Consider the following 2091-nt stretch of genomic DNA (forward strand, 5'->3'; position numbering starts at 1 on the left):
TCCGACATACCCACCCTGACCGCAGCCTCACCAGCCGAGCAGCCCTCACGAATCAGCAACCAGAACTCACGACGAACAGCAACAAGCACCTGCACGAGAACTCCTCGAGCTAGGTGGTGCACTGACCGCTAGAACCCGCCGATTGGACAGTCTGCGGGGAGGGTGAAAAGGGGACGAATGATCAGGCGGGCTCGCGCCTGCCCCCCGGGGTTGTCTTGCCCGTACCGGTCGGGGTGAGGGTTTACCTATCGGCGGAGGACCGGTCGATCAGGTAGCGCCCGATCACCTGCGGCGCGGCGCGGTCCACCATGTCCCAGCTGTCGATCCGGTCGTGGCGTCGCAGGTACAGCTCGTACGCCGCCTGGCGGTCGTCGCCGGGGAGTTTCGCCTTGCGGGCCTTGAAGTCCAGCACGCAGAAGGCGGCCATTCTGGGCTCGTACTGCGGGACGTCGAGCAGCCGGTCGACCTCGGTCAGCGGCAGGTCGGTGAACCGTTTGGAGATCTCGAAGGTGGTTCCCATCCGGACTCCGAGGACCCCGCCGTCGCCGTGGTAGTGCCGGAGCGGGAACTCGTCCGGCCGGGCCTGAGCCCGCAACTCGGTCGACTAAAGCGGCCGCGGTCAACTCCATCGCCAGAGCGTAGTCCTCGGGCCGGAATCAGTTGAGGGCGAAGAGGCGGGAGCCGTCGCTGAAGATCGGGCGGCCGCCGGCGACGGTGACGGCGGGCTTGTCGCAGGTGACCTTGTCCCGTTCGGCTACGGATGCTGCTGTCGGGCCTGCCACGATCGGCCGGGGCGTGACGCCGGTGGTGCCGACCATCACCGGCGAGCAGGTGCCGTTGGGCTGCGGCATCAGGGTGACCACTCGGCCGTCCGGCAGCAGGCCGAAGCCGTCCCGGGGGAACTCGGGCTGCTGCAGCTTCGGCGGCACCGACAGCAGGTGATGCCACTGCGGTGTGCCGTCTGCTGGGCTCACTGCCGATACGTCGTAGGTCTGTTCCGAGCCAGGCTCGCTGCCGTTCCGGCAGGTCACCAGTACGAGTGAGGTGTGGGTTGCGGCCAACTGCGCGTCGCAGGTCGACGGCCCCAGCCGCGGTCTCGGCGTACCGGGGACTGGGGTGCTCCAGAGGACGCGACCCTCGCCGACGTCTACGGACCACTGGTACAGGGTTCCGCCGGCCTCGCCCGTCCAGACCAGTCCGGAGACCTCGCGGGTGTCCGGGATGGCTATCAGCTCACCGATCCAGCTCGTCGGGTCCAGTTCGGCGCTGAGCTCGAAGCGGAAGCCAAGGTCGAGGTCCCAGCGCTGGTCGCCGTCCACCAGGTCCAGCCCACGAACCACCGCGCTGTTGCCACCACAGGCATCGACCACTACGGCTTGGTCTGCGAGCAGCACGCCCTGGGTGACCGCGCACTGCAGCCTGGTCCGCCAGTGGGTGGGGCTGCTGACGCCGTGAGCGACAACATCCCGGCCCTCGGCGACCAGGAACTGGTTCGCATCGACTGCCAGCGCAGTGCCCTCTGTGTGCACCTCAGTGAGGACCTTGCCGGTCTCAGCATCAAGTACTGCGTACGTCGGCAACTCGATCCCCGGGGGAGTGCCGTTGCCGCCGTACGGGAGGTGGGCCGCGATGGTCCGGCCGTCGCTGGAGACCAGGAGACCCCGGGAACCGTCGGAGGCGGCATCGTCGACATCGGCCCGGGAGTAGCGCCAGCGGATCTGCCCAGTGGTCGCGTCGGACATCACCACGCCGTCCGGTCGAAGCTCTGCCACGCCGCCGACCGTTCCCACGATCGCACCGGTCGCAGGGACCTCGCGGCTCCACTCGAGCTCTCCGTCGAGCTGTACCGGCTTCACCTCGGGCGGCACGGTTGTCGTGGTGCTCACCGTGTTGGCGGTCTCGAGCCGGGCCTGGACGAAGGGCTCGCCGGCCGACACCACGATCCAGGCGAGCAGGGCAGCGCAGACCACAGTCACGCCCAGGCCCAAGGCTGTCGGCGGAGCCACCGCGTACGGCGGAGCCAACCGCAGGCGCCGGGCCAATCCCAGCAGCGCCCCGGCGAGCAGGAGCGTGACGGAAGCGAGCATGAGG

At 68.9% G+C, this 2091-nt stretch carries 1 protein-coding gene and 1 pseudogene; both read right to left on the reverse strand.

Features of this window, described 5'->3' with window-relative positions:
* Positions 1-241: 241 nt before the first annotated feature.
* Positions 242-595 (reverse strand): DNA alkylation repair protein, encoded by a 354-nt coding sequence (locus tag VFG33_RS26110; RefSeq protein WP_325055600.1) that lies wholly within the window; start codon positions 593-595, stop codon positions 242-244.
* 61 nt (positions 596-656) lie between these two features.
* Positions 657-2091 (reverse strand): annotated as a pseudogene (locus VFG33_RS26115) (hypothetical protein); the annotation flags it as partial.

Origin of the sequence: Kribbella sp. (assembly GCF_035687465.1) — a bacterium.
Taxonomy (GTDB): domain Bacteria; phylum Actinomycetota; class Actinomycetes; order Propionibacteriales; family Kribbellaceae; genus Kribbella.